The organism is Paenibacillus sp. J31P13 (genome assembly GCF_056269295.1).
Map to the genome: position 1 here is coordinate 522,578 of NZ_JBWDNR010000004.1, position 24,159 is coordinate 546,736.

Sequence of the window (24,159 nt, forward strand, 5' to 3'; positions counted from 1 at the left end):
CCTTCACCGTAATGTCTCATGCCTAAGTATGACCAAATGATATGGAAAATAAACGAATAAAATCGTTTGTACCACTGCTGCGTTCACTCATATGATCTTTACAAAATGGATTCCATTTTGTAAAAAAAGATAGTCAAAAATAAGAAGAGGCGAGTGGTTTGCCCACTCGCCTCTTCTTATTTAACTCTTCTTATTTTACGCAACTGTAATCAAGAGCTTACCGCCCGCAGCATGGTCTGCTACTTGAATCAGCAGCTCTCCGGTAGATGAATCTATCGTCCAGCCTTCCGCACCAGCAGCTAGCTCCTCTTGCGTCATGCCTTGTAAACCTTCTATATGTTTAGCTGTAAAGCTAGGACAATGGAATGAGAATCGAAGCTGCTTACGCTCTTGCTTAAACGCATTCTCAGCTTTGTAATGCCAATTCAATTCCACTGTATTCTGTTTGCCAGCAATGTTTATGGATAATTCCGAATAAGCGCCTTCCCGATAGTCGAAGCTAACGCCATCATCTTCATATAACGTATATACAGCTGTGAAATCTGAAGATGCAGCGGCACCATAGACATGGAATTGAAGAAATTCCTCCACCACTTCATCAGCGCTTTGTTTTAACGGACCCTCAGCAATGATTGCCCCTGCCTTGATATAGATTGGCATGATTTCTAATGGCGCATGTGCTAAGATATGACGGCCTCCAACTAAGCTCTCTCCCGTCCAATAGTCGATCCATGTGCCAGCAGGCAAATAAACCGCACGATGAGTCGTATTCGGACGATATACAGGTGCAATCAACATATCCTCCCCGAGCAGGAACTGGTCACACAAGTTCGTCACATTCGGATCGGACGGATATTCTAGAAGCAGCGGACGAAGAATCGGCAAGCCGCTTGTCGCAGACTCATGGAATAAGTTGTATAGATGCGGCATGAGACGATAGCGAAGACCAATATAATCTCGTACAATCTCCTCAGACTTGCTGCCGAACGACCATGGCTCTTGACGTACCGTACCAATTGCGGAATGATTCCGGCAATAAGGAAAGAATGCACCCATTTGTGTCCAGCGTACAAGCAGCTCATCCGAGGCATGATGCGCAAATCCGCCAATATCAGGGCCTGCAAACGGAATACCCGATAATCCCATGTTCATGACCATCGGCATTGCCATCGCCATATGCTCCCAGAAGCTGCGATTGTCGCCAGTCCATACAGCTGCATAACGTTGAATGCCAGCATATCCAGCACGTGTTAGGATGAAAGGACGTTGTCCCTCCAAGAGACCGCATAATCCTTCGTAAGTCGCCTTGGACATCAGCATTCCGTATAAATTATGCAGCTCTTCATGCGTTAATGGTTTCCCATTGTTGCCATGCATGGCATCGAGATCCATCGTCTTGCTCTCATTAAACAAGGCAGGCTCGTTCATATCATTCCAAATTCCTTGAATACCAAGATCGGTATAGAAGCGATGCTGCTCTCCCCACCATTCCGATGTACGGTCTTCTGTGAAATCAGGGAAGGCACTCACGCCCGGCCATACTTCACCGAAGAAAATATCCCCTTCCAGCTTCCGGACAAAATGATTCTCTCGCACTCCCTCTTGATACACCTTATATTTCGGGTCTTTCTTCACTCCTGGATCGACAATAGGCACAATTCGAATTCCTAGTGTTTTCAGTTCATCCATCATGGCTTGCGGATCAGGGAAGCGAACCGAATCGAAGCTGAATACGCGATACTCGTTCATATAATGAATATCCAGATAAATAACATCACATGGAATTTGCTTCGCTCGGAAGGTCCTGGCTAGCTCTAGAACTTCTTGCTGATTCATGTAGCTGTAACGAGATTGATGATAACCGATCGCCCATTTTGGAGGGAGCTCCATCTTTCCGGTAAGCGTCGTATACCGGGATACAACTTCCTTCAACTCAGGACCGTTAATAAAATAAATATCATAAGCGCCAGTTGAACAACTAACCGAGAAGGCCGTTTCCTCCGACCTCATATCAAACTCTGTCCGTCCGGGATTATCTAAAAATAATCCATAGCTTCGGTCGCCGTTCATATGAATAAGTAATGGAATGGACTCATAGAGCGCTTCAATCTCTGGGACATGCGGCGCGTAAACATCGGTATTCCAGTTCGTGTAGCGTTCACCGCGCTTGTCCAAGAAGCCTGTCTTTTCACCCAATCCATAGAAATGAGATTCCACTGTGCTCTCATAGGATGCGCTTAACTCACCTCGAGCACTCCAGCTTATTGGATACTGATGTGCAATCCGGTTGCCATCAAGATCTTCAAATGAAAAGCTAAAGTCAGCTTTATCGACAACCACCTTCATTGAATGCGTTATAAAAAGGAACTGATTGTCGTTCTCCTCCATCCTCACCTCGATTGAACGCCCTTGCGGCAAAACGCCTGGTGTCGTAGATAGATCGGCATCCGTACCATGAAAAACTTTAATCCGGCATATGTCGTCGGTAATAAAGACAATGACTGCATTTACCTTTTCGCCACGGCAAATATAGCTTCCCTCATTTTGCTCAAACGCTCGTAATGCCCCCATTTGTTTCCGCATGGCTTGTTCATCTAACAAACCCATCTTATTAGGATGTATCGCTGCGCTTCCTTCCATATCTGTTCCCTCCCGTGTTGTCATGAAAAGAGGCGTCAACCGTTAACCGGAGATCGCCTCTTCATTGTTCGTATAGTGATTATCAGGCTATCTCCGTACTTATTTCGTTTTCAAGCTATCCCATGCTTTTTGCAAATCTTCGAACAAGCCGTTCTTATCCGATTTACCTGCAATGTAAGCTTGAATTTGATTAGCGAATTCATTCATACCGCCATCAGGGAATTTGTTAAAGTTCCAGCTTAATGCTTTACCTGCTTGACTGTAGCTAACTACCTCAGCCCCAAGATCCCCTAGATCTTCACTTGATGCTTCAATGCTCTTGAAGGCAGGAATGAATTTGAATTCTTTAGCGATATATTTTTTACCGATATCAGAAGTTACCAACCAGTTCAAAAATTCTTTTGCTTCTGGTTTCACTGCAGAGTTTTTGTTAACAACCCAGTTGTTTGGTACGCCAACAAATAATTTGTCATTCTCAGCAGCATTTTCGTTAATTGGCATTGGCAAAATACCAATGTTCAACTCTGGATTAATGCTGTCAATTTGTACTTGTGTCCAGTTGCCCTGCTGCGTCATAGCTGCTTCACCATTAGCAAACATCGTCATTTCAGTGTTGTAGTCCGTTGTTAATGGGTTTTTGTTGCCGTATTTCAATGTCAGATCAACGAGGTTTGTCCACTCTTGGAATACCGCGTTGCCTGGAATTTTCTCTGTACCTTCATTTAGTCCCTTAACGAATGCATCCGGATCCTTTTGTTGTGCAAACGCTACGTTCAGCGTATGGTTCCCAAGAATCCAAAGCTCTTGATAGCCATTCGCGAATGGTGTTACACCAATTGCCTGAAGCTTCTTAGCCGCTTCTTCCAGCTGGCTTAGCGTTTTCGGCGTTTCTGTAATGCCTGCTTTAGCGAATAGATCCTTGTTATAAACAAGTCCATAGCCTTCCAGGTTCATCGGTTGACCATAAATTTTACCGTCTTTCGTCATTGGCTCTTTGGCAACATCTACAGCATCGGAAACCCAAGGCTGATCAGACAGATCCTCTAAGTTGTTGAACCATGTCTCAAGATCTCTGTATCCGCCGTTGTTGAAAATATCTGGTTCTTCACCTGATGCAAATTTCGCTTTTAACGCAGCGCCGTAATCTGAACCGCCGCCTACGGTTTGAATGTCCAGCTTAATACCTGGATGCGTGCTCTCATACTCACCTTTAAGCTTGTTTAATGCTTCAGCGATTTCAACTTTAAATTGGAAAATTTTAATTGTCTTTGTTTCCTTTGAAGCAGCTGCATCATTCCCTTGATTGTTCGCTGTTTTCGAGCCGCAAGCGGATAGCAGCAATGAGATAGCGAGCAGCATAACGAGTGTCATCTTTTTGTAATTTTTCATGATGAAACCTCCCCTTACCTTCTGTTTGTTAGTGTGAAATCGTTTACTTCCTCATTGTAGATGGTCTTAATCAGCTCTTGTAGGGAGGATATTGACCAAAGAGGTAGACGCGTGTGACATCTCTTTAGCCTTTAACCGCTCCTTGTGTAATACCCTCAATAATATATTTCTGCATGGATAAGAAGAAAATAATAACCGGTAGAACCCCCATGACAAGGGCTGGCAGAGCCAAATCCCACTGCTTGGTGTATTGTCCGAAGAATGCGAAAGTCGCTATTGGAATTGTACGTAAATCTGCTGATTGCAGGATAAGCGATGGCAGCAGATAATCATTCCAGATCCAAAGTGTGTTCAAGATAAACACCGTTACAAGCATCGGTTTCAAGAGTGGAAGAACTACCCGATAAAAAACGCCGTAGGCGTTCGAACCATCCACAGTCGCAGCTTCTTCTATTTCTAACGGAATAGATTTCACAAATCCATGGAATAAGAAAATAGAGATCGGTACACCAAAGCCTAAATAACAGATAATCAATCCCGGAATGCTGTTCATAAGACCCAAAGTGCTTGTCACTTTCACAAGCGGTATCATGATCGATTGAAAAGGCACGACCATCGCAGCCACAAATAAAAGGAAAAGAATACGATTAAATCGACTATTGCTGCGAACCATGTTATAAGCAGCCATAGCGCTAATAATGACAAGCAGCACATTGCTTATTACCGTAATAATGACTGAATTCATGAATGCGGTTGGAAACTTCGTAATCTCAAATGCGCGAGTATAGTTACTCCATTCCAATGATTTCGGCAAGCTAGCTGCACTTGTAAACAAATCACCGATGGTTTTAACTGAATTGACAAACAAAAAGTAGAACGGAACGAGAAAGAGGAGAGCGATTAAAACCATGACCACTTCCGTCACGATTCTTCCTATACGATCGTTTTTCGTTATGTCCATTACGCTTCAACCTCCTTACTTTTTGTAATTTTCACTTGTAGACTCGTGATGACAGCTACAATGACAAAGAATATAATAGCTTTTGCTGTTCCTAAACCATATCTATTTCTTGAGAAAGCCTCATTGTAAATGTTCATGGCCACCGATTCTGTTGAACCAAAAGGACCGCCTTTAGTCAGTGATAGGTTAAGGTCGAACATTTTGAATGACCAAGAAATAGCTAAGAATAAACATACCGTTGCTGCAGGCATAATGAGCGGGATAATAATGGAGCGAAGAACTTGAAACCGGTTTGCACCATCAATCTCAGCTGCTTCTAGAATATCTTTGGGCACATTATTAAGTGAAGAGATGTAGATGACCATGAGATAGCCTGCTGTCTGCCATACGAATACAATGACAATCGCCCAAAAAGCTGTTTTTTCTGTCCCCAGCCAAGGCAGATTAAAGAAGGAGAGTCCTGTTGCACTTCCGATTGCTGAGAATCCTTTTACAAAAATAAATTGCCATATGAATCCGAGCAGCAATCCCCCGATGACATTCGGCATGAAAAAAACCGTTCGGAGAATATTCCGCGATTTGAGCGGTTTAATTAGAAAATAGGCTAAGAAGAAGCCTAATACATTCGTTAACACGACACCAAGAACTGTAAATTTGGTCGTAAACCAAAAGGAGTCGCGGAACCCGCTGTCATGCATAAAAATTTGTTTATAGTTGTCTAATCCAACCCATGCTGCTTCTCCTGATATACCGTTCCAATTCGTGAATGAATAATACAATCCAAGTAGGAATGGAATGACAATAATAAGGATGAAAAAGATAATAGCAGGACCGACGAACACAGCCTGCTTAGTCAGTTGCGAAGTTTTTTTGTGATTCATCCCGTTCTCCCCTTTGCACATTTCGTTTTTTGCTTATAATTAGTATGCGAGAAAGGCGAATCAAAAAAAACGGACAATCGTGAACCAATAGGAACACGATATTGATCTCATTCAAGATAGATGGGATAGATCATGATAAGGGCGAGGTGGAAGCAGATGAATTCTCACAGCATACGGACAAGGCTTATTCAATTTATGTTAGTAGTTACCATTGTACCTTTGGTATTGTCTTTAGTTATTACGCTTATTCACACTCGGGAATCAATCAAGGAGCAAGCTGTAAGTGATAATGCTCGATTAATTTTTCAGGGTAAAACAAATCTCATCAACTATTTAAATAATATCAACCGTGCCTCCATCGTCGTCTATTCAGACCCGCATTTCTTAAATAATTTATCTAAAGGGCTGGACGATTATCAGGCGATTGCAGAGATGTACACCACCCTACAGAATCTGCAAGGCTCTTTGCCAGATATTCAACAGGTGTATATGCATTCCCGTCATACCAATCAGTCGACACTCATCACAAACAGTGTACCAAGACGAGAGTATCGCGCTTCCCCTTACATAAGTACAATGAAATTCAATACGGCAAAGACCAGTACAGAGCCCCCGCATCCTGCTCATAGCTACGGGTTCCCGCCTTCACCAAATGATTTTACAGATACAATGGTATTCACCTACTATCGTCCGATCGTTCGAATCCCATCCACTACACAGTTGGCCATTATGGCCATCGATGTAAGGCTAGACGGGATTGCAGCGATCTGCAATCAACTTTATAATGCGGAGGACGAACAATTTTACCTGCTCGATGAGAATGATATTGTCATCTACAGTGGTAAACCTGAAGAAATCGGCAAGCCGCTTACGAACGTTAATTTAGCAGCACAAGCAGCGAATGAAAAATCAGGCTTTATTGATGATGACAAAGCCATTCAGGTGTATGAGAAACTCGAGGTCTCTTTTGCAAAGTGGACGTTAGTGAAGCAGATTCCTCATACGGTCCTGTACCGCAAGTCAACCGAGTTAATCACCATTAACGTCATTATTGCCGTGCTTGCTCTACTGGCTGTTATTTTAGGCACATTATTTATTTCATTCCGTATTACAAGACCGATAAAACAGCTGGCAAGCTATATGAATCAAATCCAGACCGGTCGTCTAACTATTAATATAGAGATAGACAGCAAGGATGAGATCGGCTCTTTATCACGGCAATTTAGACAAATGATGGATACAATTAACAATCTAATCCTTCGTAAATACAAGCTTGAATTAGCGAACAAAACCAATCAGCTTAAAGCGTTGCAATCACAAATAGATCCTCATTTTTTGTATAATACGCTGCAGTCGATCGGTACAGTTGCGCTTCAGCATAACGTACCGCGGGTCTATAATCTACTCTCTTCCCTAGCAGATATGATGCGCTACAAAATGCGCAGCGGTGAGGCTATGGTAACCTTGCAGGAGGAGATCGACCATCTCAAGCTTTACCTTGACTTGCAAAAAGAACGGTTCGATGATCAATTTGATTTTACTCTCGATATAGCTCCTAACTCGTTGTCAGTTGGTATTCCCAAAATGACATTGCAGCCTTTGGTTGAGAACTATTTTAAACACGGCATGGACCCCCATTTAGGAATGGGACAGCTATTTATTCGCAGCCGCGTATCGGCTACGAAACGGCTTATCATTGAGATCGAAAATAACGGTACGTCTATTCCCGAGCTGGAACTTAAGAGGCTGCAGGATGAATTACAGATCCGGCAAGTCAATGAAGACAATGACGTGACAGAGCGTTCTTCCATCGGTTTGTACAATGTGCTCATGCGTCTGCAATTATACTACGCGAACACAGCTGTCCTCCTCATTGAAAATGTAGAACCGCATGGCGTAAAAATCACCTTAGACTATGTGTGGGAGAGTGAGCCAGCATGAAAGTTTTAATCGTAGACGATGAAAAACATGTCAGGAATGCTATCAATTTGCTTGCGGACTGGACAAAATTTAATATAACAGAGGTATTACAAGCCTCTGACGGCGAACAAGCTGTGTCGCTCATTCAGGCAGAAAATCCTCAAATTGTCCTTACGGATATGCGCATGCCCCGCAAAGATGGCGCTGAGCTATTAACATGGCTGTATACGAATAGACCTCAAATTAAAGTCATTGTGATTAGCGGTTATGATGACTTTGAATTCGTACGGCATGCTGTTCGAAATGGCGGAATGGATTATATTCTTAAACCAGTCAAAGCCGATACACTGAATGAGGCATTAGAGAAAGCGGCGGATTGCTGGCGTCAAGAGGAGGACGCTCGTTACCGCATTACGCAGCAGAGTATTGAAGTGAACGAAATGAAGCCTCACTACGTAGACAAGCTGTTAACCGAGCTCGTCACCGGACAGGTTCGCAAAGATCTTCTGAATCAGCTTCATGAAGAGCTTCGTTCTCCATTGCCCTTGTCTTCCTGCTCGGTTGCCGTTCTATCCATCTCGCAACTGGATCAAAAACTGCTGGACAAATTTCAAAATCAAATTCAACTGCTCTTCTTCATAGTCGCTAACATTTGTAATGAACTGCTGAAGTCGAAGGGAATTGCTTTTCGCCAGCTGAATAGTCCGGGTGAAATTGTGATACTCTTCTGGGAGGATCGAGGCTCCTTCAACAATATGCTGCAAGATATTAATGAAGGCATTTCTGCAACCTTGAATCGTCGATTTCATTTCGGTTTCACGACCAAACGAATATTTCCTGAAGATGTGTCACGCGCATACCTCGAGGCTTCCAAAGCCTTGTGGAGACGCAATTTGCTAGAATCGAATCGGTTGCATCCGTATCTGGATGAGAGTCATTCATTGACTCGCCCGCTTCGTCTGACCTCCTTAGAAGAGCAGCTTCGTCTGACTGCTCTAAGCGGCAATCAAGAACAAATGGAGTCCATTACCCAGCAATGGTTAAACGATATTAGAAAGCTAGGATCCGTTACTCCTGAGCAGCTCATCCAATGGGAGAATGAGTGGGATTGGATGCAAATAAAATGGATTGAGAACGAAAAAGGGGAACCAAATGCCAGCGAGCATGAGGATTCCCAGTCTGAACCGTTTCGCCCTCTACCCTTGAATGAGGAGGGCCTGTTATCTTGGGATGATCTTAAGCTTCAAATGGAGAATAGATTGGGTGCTGCCTCTAAAGTCCTGACCCAGTTACATGCCAAAGAGCATTTTTTCATTCATAATATTGCGAAATACGTGGAGGGTCATTATCAGGAGGATATATCGCTTCAGGATGTTGCTACACGCTTCTTCCTAAGCCGAGAATACATTGCTCGTAAATTCAAACAGGAATACGGCGTCACCTTACTCGACTATCTCAGCCGGATTCGAATCGAGAAGGCAAAGCTGCTGCTGCATAATCCCCATCTGCGAATTGCTCAAGTAGCAGAAATGGTCGGCTATCAAGACGAGAAATATTTCAGCAGAGTGTTTAAAAAACTCGAAGGAATTAATCCTGGGGAGTATCGTAAAGATCAGACACTAGGATGATACGTATTTAGATCTAGCACAATGTCCAAAAGTAAAGGCACCCTTTAGGGTGCCTTTGTTATTTTGAATAGGCGTTTAGCACGGCAAACCGTGGCAAGGCGAATCACGGATTTACCGCCACGCATCAACCTAACCATTCTTCCGCTTGATTAATTAGCCTATTCTGTTTCTACAGCTTTAAATTCGATCCATTCGATCTGCAAGCCTGGTTTGATGAAATCCAGCTTCAATTCATAAAGACCTGCTTCAAGCACGATTTTCACAAGCTTTTGTCTGATCCATTTGCCTTCTGTTCCATTCGTTTGAATGGTCGTCATCAATTGATCATTTAGTATTACATTACAAGCACTTTGAGCGAGTTCAGGCTCTGGTGACATGATGCTGACAATGATCCGGTATTGGCCTGCCTGATCTACATTCATAAAGGTAGATCCTGCTGCGTCAGGTTTAACCTGTGCATTGCGGGAAATTGCTTGTGCTTGCTCCGTAGAAAGAGAAGAATTCGCCTTGAAAGAATCAATTGTTTCTTCTATTTCATGTTTCCTTGAGAATACCGGTGCGTGCATAATGAACTCGCAAATGTTCATCGCAGAGCGCTGAAGCTCTCCTCGTGTTAGGGTACCATTTTCCAAAGATTCTATCGTATTGTCTTCCCAAGCATTGATTTCCGCACCATAGTTACTGACAACCATATACAGATCGTTTTGTGCACGTACCATCCAGTTCGTGAATTTGCGATCCGCAGGCCCTCCATGCACAACATCGTTCATGATAGCCCACCAATCCGTCATGACGATACCTTTAAAGCCCCACTCACCGCGAAGAATAGTAGTATTCATATCATAATTGGAAGCCGCCCAATGCCCATTAATCGGATTATAGGACGTCATAATGGAATTAGCTCCACCCTGCTTCACTGCGATTTCAAAGCCTTTCAGATAAATCTCCCGAAGGGCGCGCTCCGATACGATTGCATCTACTTTACTGCGATGTTTTTCTTGGTTATTGCAGGCAAAATGCTTCAGTGTGGCGTTAGAGCCACCCTTCATTATGCCACGCGTACATGCTGCAGCAAATACGCCAGAAATCAACGGATCTTCCGAGAAATACTCAAAGTTGCGGCCATTAAGCGGACTGCGGCGGATATTCAAGCCCGGTCCGAGCAAGGTATCCACGTTGTTGCCTAATAATTCTTGACCTTCCATAACATAAAGTTCTTCCACAAGTTCCGTATTCCAAGTTGCTGCAAGCAAGGTTCCGATCGCAACCTGAGTTGCCTTCTGTCCGCTATCCATACGAATGCCAGAAGGGCCGTCTGCTGTACAAGCTACTGGAATGCCGAAGTTGAACAAGCTGTCGCTTACTCCTCCGAAAGCTGAAGCCGTGCCCGGTGTAACGAGCGGACTGCTCATGCCTTCTCCTCTGACGATCGCAGCCAGGTCTTGATCGCTGAGCTGAGCGATGAAATCCTCCATGCCCACTTTACCCTCAAAAACATCTCTTAACTTATGTCCTTGATTACCGGTTTGAGCTAACGTCTCGGGAAGGTTTTTCTCAATCCGATCTGCCATAGAAACCTTGCGCTTCGGTACTTCTGCAAAGATAAGCTCGTACGAACCATCTTCCTTCTGAGCACCCGGCATCATTCTCGTAAAGCCTTCAATCGGCGCCATCGCTTCATGCAGCTGCTCCACAACTTGAAGAGTTTCCACCTCATAGCCGTCTTGACCTTGAACGTTTACTTCAGCTAGGTTTTTGACACTGGTTCCCACATAAAAGCGGTATGTTCCGGCTTCCAGAACATAAGCAGAAGGATGTCCCGTCACACCGGCATCATCATAGGAAGCTAGAGAATGAACAGGGAAGCTCACCGTAAGACGCTCTGATTCACCCGCTTGAAGGAGTTTCGTCTTCCCGAATGCTGCAAGAGCTTTAGCCGGCTGCCCCAGCTTTCCTTGTGGTGCTTCGTAGTAGACCTGCACTACCTCTTTACCCGCATAAGCAGTTCCCGTATTGGTTACCATTACGTCGATTTCAACGTATTGTTCTCCATCTTTAGACATTATTTTAGCTTCCTCAGGCTCTATGCTAAATGAGGTATAAGATAGGCCGTATCCAAATTCAAATTGAACCTTATCCGGACAAAACGTCTCGAAATAACGATATCCCACATAGATATCTTCTTGATAAAAGTTTTTGAACTCATTGCCGTAATTACGGGTAGATGGATAATCATCAATGGAATAAGCGATCGTATCGGTTAATTTTCCGCTAGGTGTCACTTCTCCAGCCAATACGTCGGCAATTGCATTGCCGCCTTCCATACCGCCCTGCCATGAGTAAATCACGCATGTAACCTTGTTCACATGGCTTTCATCATTCATCCAGCTCATATCAATAATGTTAGATACATTCAGCACGACGATGGTTTGTTCAAAATGGCTAGTTACTTGCTTCAGCATTGCTTTTTCGTCAGCTGTTAATTGATAGCTTCCCGGCTCGTCGGCATTATCCTGGTCTTCTCCCGCCGTACGTCCGATTACAATGATTGCCTTGCTCGATTTACTTCTTGCATCCGACACTATTTCATCGGTTAAAGGCATTTCCTTCTGATTCCACGGCTCTGCAGCCCAGACGCCTCCGCCATTATCAAACGGATTTTCCTTAATCCACTCTTCATAGACAGCAGCCAATTCTTCGTTGACTGCCAGGTTGTTTTTACTGCGAAGACCATCTAACAAATTGGTCGTATATGTAACATGGACACTACCGCCCGAGCCTGTACCGCTGCGATAATAATTAACCTGTGTTCTTCCAAAAACCGAAACACTTTCTCCGTTTCGAAGGGGAAGCACTTGTCCTTCATTTTTCAACAAAACCGCGCCTTCTGCGGCTACCGTACGACTAAATTCTGCAAAACCTTCTAATGGAACTCCCAGACTCTGTGTACTCAATTTATTTCCTCCTGATTGTCAATTCCACACATATTTCTGGTTCTATAGAAAGGTAACTCGTGCCTTTCAAAATAACTAATATTACAAGAACCCATGCATGTTACCAATAAAGTCCTTTTAAGAATAAAAGAGATAATATGAATATACAAGCACTGCATCCAAAAAAATAGAACACTTTTACAGACGCCTATCGCACAAAACAAATTCAAGGGCACCCATAGGATGCCCTCTATAATAAAGAATATGGTTCAGCATTCTTTGAATAAGAACACTAATATTGTTGTTAAATCAGTTCTGATTAGGCACCATGCTCTTCACTTGCGCCAAATTCTTGTCTCTTAATTGTTCCCCAAGAATGCCGCCCGCTTCTGATCTTTAAAATACCTTCAATTCGGAATAGAACAGTAAGCTGACGGTAGCCTAAGTTTTCAATAAAAGCAAACAATACTAAACGCATCGTACCCTTAAACGTTGTGTATTTACGGAAGGAGATTTGCTCCAGTAATATACTGCCCATCGATAACGTAGTACCTAACAAAAATGCAATTAAAAAATAAATCAAGAAGCTGTTTAACTCTAATAATCCGAACAAATAGGCCAACGGTATAAACAAATAACCAAGAAACTCAACAACTGGCCCAATCAACTCAAATAACCAATAGTAAGGCAAAACGATCAATCCAACACTACCGTACTTCGGGTTAAGAATCATAGATTTGTAATTTAATAAGCTGTCGAACAACCCGATCTGCCATCTTCTGCGCTGAACTCTGAGATCCTTAAGCGATTCCGGAACCTGCGTCCAGCATATTGGATCTGCAAGAAACTTAATCTTATACTTTCTCTTCTGGTCTTTCATTGTTTTGTGCAGCCTCATAATAATATCCATATCTTCGCCAATGGTATTAACTTTATATCCGCCGCACTCAATAACCACACTTTTATTAAAGGCTCCGAAAGCCCCTGATATAATAAGAATGGAGTTCAGTTTACTTAAACTCGTACGTCCAGTTAAAAACGCCCGTAAATATTCCACAATTTGAAAGCGAGCAACTTTGCTTTTCGGAATATTCATCTCTATTAGTTTCCCATCCTTAATAACTGAGCCATTCGATACCCTTACAATACCACCGACTGCAATGGTTTCAGGATGTTCAACAAACATCATCGTCAATTTAATCAGCGCATCATTCTCTAATACAGAGTCTGCATCTATACTCGCAAATAGAGGATAGGTAGATAAATTAATACCGGCATTAAGCGCGTCAGCTTTGCCTCCATTTAATTTATCGACCACTATTAAGCGTTCATATTTAGGATTCCGATAAATACCTACAACCTCTTTGGTCTGTATACTAACCTTGATAGGCTGGTTCACTTTTACTAATTCAAATTCTTCAATAATCTTATCTATCGTAGAATCTCTAGAACCATCATTCACAACAATAATTTCATATTCATAATAGTTTAACGCAAGCAAAGACTTAATATTGTCCACGATTGTCTTCTCTTCGTTGTAGGCAGGAACAATAATAGAAATCGGAATCATATTTTTAGAGTCTACATATCTTCTGTAATCCGATGACTTCATCTTCCTAAAGTAACCGAACAGATCAACCACAGAGATCAGCATCTGACCATTGTAGAAGAGATTGACCGCAATGGTATAAAACATGCAAAACTCACTAAAATACAATATGAAGTTCATAAAGTAATACATCGTACTTACCAACTTTCTTAGAGGTTCCTATTCTATTTGAGCTTAAACGGTTACTTCCATCGCAGCAGCAATAGCATCACGAGCATATTGATCCCCGCCATTCATAATTTGCTGCGCATATTCCTTGCCCCCTGGAATGGAGACAAGTGTGCTGGCAGCATTATGTCTTACCCACCATTCCTTGTCACTTGCGATCTTTAATAGGGGTTCAAAGCTATGGCTCGTTCCAATTTTCTCAAGGCCTTTTGCAGCGGCTGCTCTGACTTCCCACTCTTCCGCTTCGAGCATATCGATCATATGTTGTTCATAGGCGGGATTTTCAAGTCCGCTTAGCGCTCGAACACACGCGATTTTCAAGTTCATATTATCACTGCTTAAATATTTTACATAGTAACTACTCAAGCCTTCATATTGACCATCAGCCGCAGCTTTAATTAATATGCCTCTTAAATAATCATCACTAGAATCAATGGTTGCTTTAAATAAATCTTCCTTCGACCCCTTAAACTCCTCTACAACTTCAATAACCGCTCTAAAAGAAATCGTAATATTTCTGGAGTTAGAAGTCAGAATATGAGCTAAGTTATTCAAATCGCCCAATTTAGCTAGCGCAAGTAAAACATTATAAATAACATTATTATTTTTGCTATTGATCAAATTACAAATGTGGGGCTCAGTAGAATGTAACCTTAGATCCCCCAACTGCCGACAAGCTAAAGCTTTGATGTAATCTCGCTTTGACAATAGTCGCTTAATCAAAAACGCCTTAATTCCCGTCTCTTCGCATAAAATCAATAACTGTTTGTGATGATTATCAATGAATGCTTCACCATACTGAATGATGTGATTAATCATCTGTTCCTTCTTTACATTACTGTGTTTTGTGTATTGATTTAGCTTATGAATGAACGGTTTGCCCTCTCCTTCGCTTGCGCGAAAATAAGAAGAGAGCAGCTCTTCCAGCGTTTTATTCATTTTTTGGAAAATTAACATGCTGATATGACCGTATAACCACGTACCTACAATGGCTATAAAAAAACTAAAAATGAGACCGCCCGAAATCCAAAGTAAAATAAACGCTTGATTGGTCATTGTACTCCCTCATCAGTACCTATAATGTTATTTGCAAAAATTTCCTTAATTTTCTCATAGCTTGCTTTGTTGCGGGATACGACTTGGGGAACATCCCAGGTATTCCATGTGAATGTTCTGTAACCTGATGAAGTTACGTTCTCAGGGAAATGGTAATCAACCTGATTCGTATCTTTATTCATAATGACCAAGGAGGTAACGATGCCATCGGTCATTCTCACAGAAAGAGCATCTTTCGCATTTTGCAGCAAACCTTTGCTCTTCTCGTCATTCACTACAAGCAAGCTTGATGGATCAGTAAAGTTTAATCTTGCCCAAGGAATTCTTACATGTAGTGTGTTACCCTCGAAATTAAAATGGCTGTTGCTATTCTCAAATTTACCTGGAATTAATGTCGATTCATCCTCATATATCGCAGGAACCTTTATGCCTGACTTCGTAATATATTCAGGTGATAACAGCCTCACCATTCTCTCGAAGATCCCATTACTGGAAACGGACGTATAATAAGACCCTCGGCTTGCATTATAGTTAGGTATGGTCAATAAATCTGCCTTGTCTTGGTTATCAATATTAATATTGAACTCCACACCAGACCAGTTTTCATTCACATCTGGGGCTAACATATATTCCCCATTTTTTCTGTCTATTGTATCCAGATAGATCATCATTTTTTGCTTATTGAAGTCCGGCAGGGCATTCATTTCAGCCTTAATATAGAAGTAAGATTCATCCGCAGTGAGCGATAACATAGTTAGCGGACCCGAACCTCGAAGATTCATCGCATACTCAGTAGGGATTCGGGACTCCAGAGACATGATGCCATAATTCTGCGCTGGATCGACGGTATTATGCCATAAAACACCACGCTGATAGGGAATCATCATTGCAGATGTCAGCGCATTGCTTTGTCCCCATTGATCGGCCCATTCATATACAAGCCCTCCCATCGCTCCGCTATCTTTAATGATCTTTATTAAAGACACCATTCCTTCAGCCTGTTGATCTTCTGTGGTTTTCCCACTTGTCGGAAGACCAAACTCGCTTATTAGAACCGGATATTTGCTCTGAGATTTGATTAATTGATTCACGTATTCCTCATACTCTGAGAAACTCGGCTGCGCTCCATTCGATCCAACATTCATTAAACCTGACTGATCGGGAAAAATACTGAATGCTCCGAAGAACCCGCTCGTAACCTTGTCGGAGGTTATCATCTGGTTAATATCAACCGATATGTTGTCCACTTGTCCAGCAGGATTGTACATGTCTTGATATACGGCATCAAGCTCGGGATTGCTGACAATCGCTGCTGGATGCTGCATGCTGTAATTTGTTTGTTCATATTGATAAGCTTTATTGCTAATCGAAGCCAGCCATGCTTCCGTTGGTGTTGCGCTGACCTCCGTAGATACATATTCACCCTCGAAGTGATAAGTTGAATTACGCTTATCCGTTGCCGTTACATTATCCATGCTCAGTTCAGGATCAACCAAATAGCCGAGTAAATAACTCGATACGTCGTTAACGTAAAGGTCAGAATCACCTTCATCTGACTTCTTTATATTTGCGTTGCCATGAATGGCATTAATCGTATTCTCTACCGCTCGTTCGAAGGCTGAATGATACGCGGCATCCAGATAATTCCCCGATGCGGGTTCTTGATCTACGGATATATTCTGTAATAAATACAGCACCTTATCGGGATGATTGTAATTGTAATTATCAAGTGCTCGATAGAAAACAGCTGGCATAAGTGTATAGACTCTGATCGTATTAGCATTCATGTTGCCAATCTGTTCAAACCAATTGGTATATAGAGCTGGATCATTAGGTAAAGTGCCATCTGAAGTGCCCGGTACTGTTGAACCTATATCGACGCCATTTATATACATGGGATTCCAAGTGCCATTTTGGTACACTTCAAACCGTTTATTATCAACCTTAGACACAAGCTGAGAGCCGTCATTGGCTACCTCAGTCACAGCCTTGAAAGCCTCTTGGTCTAAAGGTTCCGTGTCCTTTAGAATCTTAGATATGAACGGCGCATAGAAATGCCAATAAAAATAAGATAAATCACCCTCGCTATTCACGCTAAAATAACGATATAACGTTGCCGCTCCCATAAACTGATTAATCTTATCAGGGCCCCTATAATCCGTGAAATCCCCTGCTAAGTAGTAAGATTTTTGATGGTTTGATTGATTCATAATAATCGCAGGAAATTGATCACTAAGACCAAATGGTTCTAACTGACTTTTCCCCTCATCTGTAAGGTTCAGGCTGTACCATGCAATGACCGATGCGTCCTGGGACGGCTCTACAATTTCAAACCAATTGTAATAATCGGTTGTTTCTGTGCCGAAATTTTTGTCATTCTCTTCGGACATCGCTATTTGAATCGAATTCCCTGTAAAGCCAATATCACGTTGCAAGACAACAATTCTATTATTGCCGGCAATTACAATTCCGCCGCCTGTAACGTCCCACTTCTTCCCGTACTGATGCTCGTAGATATCTCGAATCCAATTAGGCACATCTTCATTTGAAGACAAATCAGAGAAGAACTTTCCTGCTACCCCTGTAAAATTCACTCCGAAAATTTCTTCTAATTCCTTTGACACACTAGCATTTGTGGGATCGGATGCAATATTATATTCACCGACGACAGTCGTCCCTTTGGCATAATAGGTTGAAACAAGGCTGACTTCCTCTTTCGTCATACCGGAAATGCCATTGGCTTCCTCACCATTAATTTTCGATTTACCTGTCCCATACATATCTGATAGAAAAATAATATCCGGCACGTCGGTCAACTTTTGGAATGGCTTGTTAACAAGCTTCCCCCCATCAAGAAAGTTGCCATAATAATCTCTATTCTCTTTATATGATTTCTTCGTTACCGGATTTTTGATCCCATGGTAATTAATAAGCCAGTATAAGCCGCGCTGTTTGCTGTAATCCAGCTTCTCCACTTCCCCAGAGGCATTCGTCTCAACGGGAAATGTTTTATTAAGCACAACGATATTCAAATCCTTGCTTGGTATACTGAACCACAAAACAAAGGGTGCTACTAGAACAATGAATAAAAATAACAAAACAAAATAACGAATCTTAATTTTCTTTTTAGCCATTAAACTTATCCTCTGTTCATTCCTTATTTTCTGCCGATAGCTCTTTGAACCCTTGTTTTACAATATAGTAAGATTTCTTCAATCTCTCATGGAATGTTGGTTGATCCCATTCATCCCATTTGAATTCCTTCATTGCTAGGTTCTGAGTACCCTTGACGGAGCCGTCCTTAATTACATCGATTCCAATACCAAATCCCTTCACTTTTAGCGGTGATATTTTACCGCGAGCGTTCATATCATCAATGACCATTTTTTTAGAAGGATCCATTACATTCAACAACTGCCACGGAATTCTAATCTCTAAATGCCCATCCTCGTAATAAAAATCACTTAGCGAATTGTACTCCGCATGCTCAGGATTAGATATTCCATATAGAAGCTGGCCTGTCTCATAGCCTGTGAACGGGATAACCGTTTTATCTTGTGGAAGTACTAGTCTCTTATTCAGTGCCAGACGAATGGGGTTGAATATGCCTGAGTTTTTCGAATGAAAGGCATTATTCTTCTCTATAAGATCGGTGAGAACCCCATAGCGGAAATAATAATTATCGTAATAAGCATCAACAAGCAGGCGGGAATCATCTTTCCCGTGGATTTTCAGTACGAAATCTGCATCCTCGCTAAACGTTGTATTATATTCCGGATATTTTTGATTTCCTTGCTCACCTATGGAATTAATTGGTATTAATAACGTGTCCTTATTAAAATCAAAACTTTCAGAGTCCACTCTGAAATAGACGTATGCCTCATCACTCTTTACATACAGCCTTTTATCATCATCCTCATAGAAAGGTGAAATATCCGCCCAGTCATCAACCTGACCATCTGTATAAATGATATTATCAGGAGTACCAGGGTCGAAGGCTAGTAACCCAAAGTGTTGCTCGTTCGTCTGTGTGTTTGACCAATAGGGTCTGGAATCTACCATATCAAGATCATTGTTATTCCACGTTCTCTTGAACCATTCATCCTGCCATGAAAAGGCAATACCACCGGCAAGATTAGCAATGTGCATGTCGTTCATCATGTGCACCAACATCTCGCCCTGCGTCTTTTCATCGATAAAACCTTGGTTAAATCCTGTTACTCTATTCTCATGCGCTTTCCCTCTTGAAGCAGGTATACCAAACTCTGATATGACAATGGGCATAGAATGTACTTTCTTTATGTCTTCTAAATAAGCTAAATAAGGATCTGGTTTTCCATCCGGGCCCTTGAAATTGATATAGTCGGCTTGAAAACTAAATGTATCTGGATAATAAGGATAGACGTGATACGACACAAACATCCCTGGCTTATACTCGTCATGCCATTTCACATGCTCAACATTCACTTCAACAGAGTCTTCATTAACATACGGCTCATTAGGATGCTCGAGCGGGTCGGTCGTTACCCAGTTGGAGAACGCAACCGGCCTTTGCATATTGTAGTTGGTCATTTCATAATCAATGATTTTATCACCGACTTCAGCTAAGAAAGCCTCAAATGGTGAAGCATCGACTGTGTATAGAAACTCTCCATCATAGCTTGAGCGATCCTTGTTATTCTCGTCTGTTCCTATAACGAATGAAGGTTCCCACTCTATTCCTAATATCCATCCGATCACATATTGTGATATATCTGTTGTATATGTACCGTCTGCATGGCCTTTACTAACTGGCAGATACTTATCGCCATGTATGATATCAACAATATCTTCACCGCTCTTAATGACATCATTCATAATTTTGCTGTCATCGCCAAAAGCATCCTCAATCGTCACGATATCATTCTCATTAACCCAAACCCCATGAATGACATAAATCGGATCCTTGCCTTCTTTTTCTGCTGCTTGATTAAAGTCATATAAAGCATTATAAAATTGCGGACGCAGCGTCGTGTATACACGGATTGTGTTGGCATTCATTTCGGATATATAAGTAAACCATCGGTAATACTCATCATACGTAATCGCAAGTTCTCCGGGAAAAGCACCCGGCTTGCCTGCCCCGATATTAACACCCTTAATAAACTTCTTCTTCCAATCATTACCTTCGTGAACATAGAAAGAGTCATGGTCTGTCTTACTTATATAACGAACACCGCTTTCCTCGTTGGGAAGAGTGTTTTCGTCATTTTTTTCACTTTTCAAAGAAAAAACCAAATAAATCGCTAATACAATACACATTAAAACAAATAATGCTACAAGGCCAAACCTAATTTTTAGTTTTTTTGTCATTTTTATAGCCTCCGCTCTGTGCAATGATATAGGCATATTGACATGTATGTCAACATAACTGGCTACATAAACACATCAAAAATGCAAAAAACCTCCAGCGTAAAATCTGGAGGTTTTTAAGGCTATCTTATTTCATAGCCATCCAACTATCGTAATAATGTATAGCTAATCCATGAAATGCAGAATCATCTTTGTAATGCTCATATACAAGATCCAACTGCTCATACATATACTCTTTAGATTCTTCAAAAAAGGTTACGAATTTATATTCTTCAGATAGTCTTCCTGTTTCTACGGCTATCGTGCCCTTTACATGATAATCTTTAAATAATTTCATTTCCCTAGCAGAAATACCGATAATTCCATCCGTCCCAGCTCCTGTATCCCTGTAGGCCATAATGGTCATATACTCCACATGTTTACAGAGCCACTCTGCCATATTTCCCTTGCCATATTGATTGTTGTACATAACACCGTAAAACCAAAAAGGTATATCTATTCCAAGCTCTAGTTTCATTCCATTAGCTTGGTCTCTAAATGTAATCATCATCAATTGATATCGCTCTAACAATTTTTTACTTTGAGCCTCATACTGTTCATGCTCGTAAGGTTCAACATCTACATGTATTCCCTTAAATTGTTCATTCGTTAACGCTGCTTTCTGATAGTCCATCAACCAATTCAAAAACTTTGCCTGCAGCTTTGATCCATTATTGCCTACCCATTCAGGTGCACCGTCCAGTGCATGAACACGAATCCCACTGGCTGTCGCATTCTTAATAAACATCCGATAAACCTTTTTCTCAATTGTCGTATCTATTTGTAGAAATAAATCCTTAACGTTATGGTTCACTAAATTATGAATGATGAGGTCGGATTCAGATACAATTCTAGAAGTATCCCATAACCATGTCGATATATTGGTCGAATTCTGAAAGGTGTATTTCGAGTCAGCTGCTACCGTCAACCCTGGAAAGCTGAAGAGTAATAGAGAAATAAGGCATATGAGTTGGATTGGTTTCTTCATAGTTGTCTTCACCCTTCTTCATCTCATCGTCATAGGACTAGGGTTGAAATAAAAAACACAGTCCGGTTTTCACACCGAACTGTGCTCAAATCATGCAGAAAAAACAAAAGTCGCAGCTTTTATTAATACTCCATATTCGTTCGGTAACTGGCTGCCTTGGATTTCACCGTTAGGCCCTATAGCTTTGCGTCGCTGCCTTACGGCAGGTTTGCTATTATCGCGATGATATTTAATTATTGATTTCATCTTAATCGTTATGGAGTGAAATGTCGAATAAGATTTCTCAAACCATTAACAGAATGGTAAAATCATTTCCCCTGCTATAGAAACATCCTAGTTTACTGCGCGACAACACCAATCGTTCCGGTCTGCGGAATCACAAATGACCAGTCCACGTCCTTATACACCCGATTGACCGCGTTACGCTTAATCGTCAATTGCTTCGGCATTTCTTTCATACCCTCAATAATAAACTGGTCATTTCTCGCGTCTTCCTGATTCGTATTATCATTGGATGATTTTTGGGCGAGGTACATGTAATATTCCTTGCCGTTCTCATCCATTGCAACCCAGCTTTCTCCCGCACTCGATTCGTTGTGCACGTCACCCAGTGAAATCCATCCGAATCCTCGATCGACTGTTATTCCCTTGATTAGAAACACATCACCCGATTCTTCCAGTTTGACAGGGTTTTCAGCAGAAATTTTAGAAGGATCTAGCACGATCTCAGCTTCACTTTTCTCCCGAATGACATAGCTGTCCAGTACAAACCGAATCTGCTGTTTGTCATAGGCAAAGTTGTCGAATGGATTGAACCAGTTCGTCAGTCCGCTCCACCGGTCCAATACGGACTTGCGGCTGGAAAATTCCATCTCCGTTAACTCAGGACTTTCAGTGAGTATTTTACCCTGCGCATCTTCCAGATGATACTTGATTATATGGAACCCGCTTTGTCCATTTATCGCGCGCTCCCCCGCTTCTTTCGTCAGAGCCGTGGTGAACTCAAGCGATCCTCCGCTCGGGGTACGGGTTGCCCCCAGCATATGAATACGTATGCCGCCCGGTGTCTCATACGTTTTGTCAATGGGGGTCAGCAGCGTTTGGGCTTTGGCCTTGGCTAAATCGGCCTGGAAACGCAGTGTCCAGTCTCCCTTAATCCTTTTTACTGAAAAGTCAGGTCCTTGTTCGCCCACATGAAGGATCAATTGGCTAATATGTGCAGTAAGCTGAAGCTTGTCTGTCAGTACCGGCCGATTAAAGGAGAACTCGATCCTGCTCGTAGTCTGGTTGCCGCCTGTGCTTACGGCATGGGAGACATCTCCAAAGTGAGCACCTTGAATATCCATAATGGTGAAATCAGCATCAGGGAATTGGATTTCTCCAATTACAGCATTTCCCTTAGTGTCAAAAATATCGATCCCGATAACGAGACGGGTTGAGTCGGCAATGACTTCATTAACCTTTAACGTATAACCTTGGTCGACAGCGCTGGCACCCGAAATTTGTACCAGTCCCGCTTCCTGTGCTTGCTTCATTCCGTTATCCACATAGCTGTTCTGAGCAAACAGCGATCTCACTATTTCGGCAAGAGTCGGTTGCGCATACATGAGCATGCTCCCGGTAAGTACGATGGCGGCAGCCGCAATGCTCCAAGCTTTGCGACTTCGTAAGCTCTTGGCGGTACGTTGACGTTTCACTTGGGCGGCGATGAATGATACATCTGAGCCGATGTTACATCTTTTTGTCCAATACGAATAACCTGCCGATTCCGATTCCGTCAAACCATGCACCGCATTTCCTGTTGTTTGCCCACTCTCACGGGATCCCAATACATCGTGGTCTGCGGCATCGAATCCTTCCGCTGGCTCAATCTCAATACCCTCTAGTTTCAGCATTACTTTCTCTGTAAAATCGTTTTGAAGCCTTTCATCAAAGAGAACATTTTCCCATTTTTTATCTTCCCTTATCAATCTGTCGCGGCCTTCTATAAATTCGACTTTTTTAGCTCTTGTACGATCCCAGAATGTCATAACGTTGTCCCTCCTTGACCTCTACGATTTTCCGCAGGCTGATTTTGGCACGATGGATGGCATTGGTGACCTGTCGTACCGACATGCCGGTAATCCCAGCGATCTCTTCATGGTTGAGCTGATTCGTATATCGTAGAATTAGAACCAGTCGATATTGATCTGGCAGCCTCTCGAGCAATCGATCTAGCTCGGAGCGCAGCTCTTTTTGCAAAAGCTTCGATTCCGGAGTCTCTCGTTCATACCTATCTTCCTGCGCTGGGGACTCTAGTAGTTTTCGTCGTCCGCGGTCCTTCTGCAAATTGACGGCGATTGTATATATCCATCCGGCAAAGCTCTGTGCTGGATTATGTGATGCCAGCTTACGATAGGCTTTGAGCAGCGTCTCCTGAGTTAGATCTTCTGCATCAGCCTCAGAAGATCCCATCTTACGGAACAAACCGTAAAGCTTATTTTGATAGCGCCGAACGATGTCCGCATACGCCTGTTTATTGCCGCACAGTACAGCTTCAATAATGGAATGATCGTCTGTCAGCTCCACTTCTTCCCCTCCTCTTTCGGTCTGACT

At 42.3% G+C, this 24,159-nt stretch carries 14 protein-coding genes and 1 riboswitch; of the genes, 2 read left to right on the top strand and 12 right to left on the bottom strand.

What is annotated here, in order from left to right; genetic code table 11:
* Positions 1-195: 195 nt before the first annotated feature.
* The 4 genes from AC0YOD_RS16565 to AC0YOD_RS16580 form a co-directional block, all read right to left on the bottom strand.
* Positions 196-2,640, bottom strand: coding sequence for a glycoside hydrolase family 31 protein (locus AC0YOD_RS16565; protein WP_475800431.1), 2,445 nt, complete (start codon positions 2,638-2,640; stop codon positions 196-198).
* A 99-nt stretch (positions 2,641-2,739) separates the two neighbouring features.
* Positions 2,740-4,029 (bottom strand): ABC transporter substrate-binding protein, encoded by a 1,290-nt coding sequence (locus AC0YOD_RS16570; RefSeq protein ID WP_475800432.1) that lies wholly within the window; start codon positions 4,027-4,029, stop codon positions 2,740-2,742.
* Between the two features lie 124 nt (positions 4,030-4,153).
* Positions 4,154-4,990 carry a carbohydrate ABC transporter permease gene (locus AC0YOD_RS16575; RefSeq protein WP_475800433.1) on the bottom strand — a complete coding sequence of 279 codons (837 nt, stop codon included), beginning with the start codon at positions 4,988-4,990 and terminating at the stop codon, positions 4,154-4,156.
* The gene (locus AC0YOD_RS16580; protein ID WP_475800434.1) at positions 4,990-5,871 is read right to left on the bottom strand and encodes a carbohydrate ABC transporter permease; all 882 of its coding nucleotides are present in this window, start codon (positions 5,869-5,871) and stop codon (positions 4,990-4,992) included. The genes AC0YOD_RS16575 and AC0YOD_RS16580 overlap by 1 nt, the downstream gene beginning before the upstream one ends.
* A 156-nt stretch (positions 5,872-6,027) precedes the next feature.
* Between AC0YOD_RS16580 and AC0YOD_RS16585 the strand changes: the two genes are divergently transcribed.
* Together AC0YOD_RS16585 and AC0YOD_RS16590 are read left to right on the top strand one after the other, a co-directional pair.
* Positions 6,028-7,812 (top strand): cache domain-containing sensor histidine kinase, encoded by a 1,785-nt coding sequence (locus tag AC0YOD_RS16585; protein WP_475800435.1) that lies wholly within the window; start codon positions 6,028-6,030, stop codon positions 7,810-7,812.
* Entirely contained in the window at positions 7,809-9,419 is a 1,611-nt protein-coding gene (locus tag AC0YOD_RS16590; protein WP_475800436.1) for a response regulator transcription factor, read from the top strand. The genes AC0YOD_RS16585 and AC0YOD_RS16590 overlap by 4 nt, the downstream gene beginning before the upstream one ends.
* A 158-nt stretch (positions 9,420-9,577) precedes the next feature.
* Here AC0YOD_RS16590 and AC0YOD_RS16595 read toward each other — a convergent pair whose 3' ends face one another.
* The 8 genes from AC0YOD_RS16595 to AC0YOD_RS16630 all read right to left on the bottom strand — a co-directional run bounded on the left by AC0YOD_RS16595 (position 9,578) and on the right by AC0YOD_RS16630 (position 24,132).
* Positions 9,578-12,373, bottom strand: a complete 2,796-nt coding sequence (locus tag AC0YOD_RS16595; RefSeq protein ID WP_475800437.1) for a glycoside hydrolase family 3 C-terminal domain-containing protein — start codon at positions 12,371-12,373, stop codon at positions 9,578-9,580.
* A 298-nt stretch (positions 12,374-12,671) separates the two neighbouring features.
* On the bottom strand, positions 12,672-14,081 hold the full coding sequence (locus AC0YOD_RS16600; RefSeq protein WP_475800438.1) for a glycosyltransferase family 2 protein: 1,410 nt from the start codon (positions 14,079-14,081) through the stop codon (positions 12,672-12,674).
* 54 nt (positions 14,082-14,135) lie between these two features.
* Positions 14,136-15,185 (bottom strand): HEAT repeat domain-containing protein, encoded by a 1,050-nt coding sequence (locus tag AC0YOD_RS16605; protein ID WP_475800439.1) that lies wholly within the window; start codon positions 15,183-15,185, stop codon positions 14,136-14,138.
* Positions 15,182-18,319 carry a hypothetical protein gene (locus AC0YOD_RS16610; RefSeq protein WP_475800440.1) on the bottom strand — a complete coding sequence of 1,046 codons (3,138 nt, stop codon included), beginning with the start codon at positions 18,317-18,319 and terminating at the stop codon, positions 15,182-15,184. The genes AC0YOD_RS16605 and AC0YOD_RS16610 overlap by 4 nt, the downstream gene beginning before the upstream one ends.
* Positions 18,320-18,335: 16 nt before the next feature.
* Positions 18,336-20,537 carry a family 2 glycosyl transferase gene (locus AC0YOD_RS16615; RefSeq protein ID WP_475800441.1) on the bottom strand — a complete coding sequence of 734 codons (2,202 nt, stop codon included), beginning with the start codon at positions 20,535-20,537 and terminating at the stop codon, positions 18,336-18,338.
* Between the two features lie 127 nt (positions 20,538-20,664).
* Positions 20,665-21,564 carry an amidase gene (locus tag AC0YOD_RS16620; protein WP_475800442.1) on the bottom strand — a complete coding sequence of 300 codons (900 nt, stop codon included), beginning with the start codon at positions 21,562-21,564 and terminating at the stop codon, positions 20,665-20,667.
* Between the two features lie 139 nt (positions 21,565-21,703).
* Positions 21,704-21,787: riboswitch (cyclic di-GMP riboswitch) on the bottom strand.
* A gap of 115 nt (positions 21,788-21,902) precedes the next feature.
* On the bottom strand, positions 21,903-23,594 hold the full coding sequence (locus tag AC0YOD_RS16625) for a DUF4179 domain-containing protein (RefSeq protein WP_475800443.1): 1,692 nt from the start codon (positions 23,592-23,594) through the stop codon (positions 21,903-21,905).
* A complete protein-coding gene (locus AC0YOD_RS16630) occupies positions 23,566-24,132 on the bottom strand; it encodes an RNA polymerase sigma factor (protein ID WP_475800444.1) in 567 nt (188 codons plus the stop codon). Before AC0YOD_RS16630 ends, AC0YOD_RS16625 begins: the two co-directional genes overlap by 29 nt.
* Positions 24,133-24,159 lie beyond the last annotated feature (27 nt).